The sequence below is a fragment of the Citrobacter sp. TBCS-14 genome, from assembly GCF_005280805.1.
GTDB lineage: Bacteria > Pseudomonadota > Gammaproteobacteria > Enterobacterales > Enterobacteriaceae > Citrobacter > Citrobacter gillenii.
The window spans coordinates 1-242 of record NZ_SZWM01000612.1 but is presented as its reverse complement, the minus strand read 5'-3'; the positions used below and the strand labels follow the sequence as shown (position 1 = coordinate 242).

Genomic DNA, 242 nt, shown 5'->3' with positions numbered 1-242 from the left:
TTCCAGAAAGGCTACACCCTGATTTTGGGCAACGCCTGGAACAGTCTCGAAAAACAGCAGGCTTATCTGTCTATGATGGCGCAAAAGCGCGTAGATGGCTTGCTGGTAATGTGTTCAGAATATCCGGAATCACTGCTTTCCATGCTCGAAGAGTATCGCCATATTCCCATGGTGGTTATGGACTGGGGCGAAGCAAAAGCCGACTTTACCGATACCGTCATTGATAACGCTTTCGAAGGCGG

At 49.2% G+C, this 242-nt stretch carries 1 pseudogene; it reads left to right on the top strand.

The features are described 5' to 3' along the window. Positions 1-242 (top strand): annotated as a pseudogene (locus FDX22_RS20250) (transcriptional repressor PurR); the annotation flags it as partial.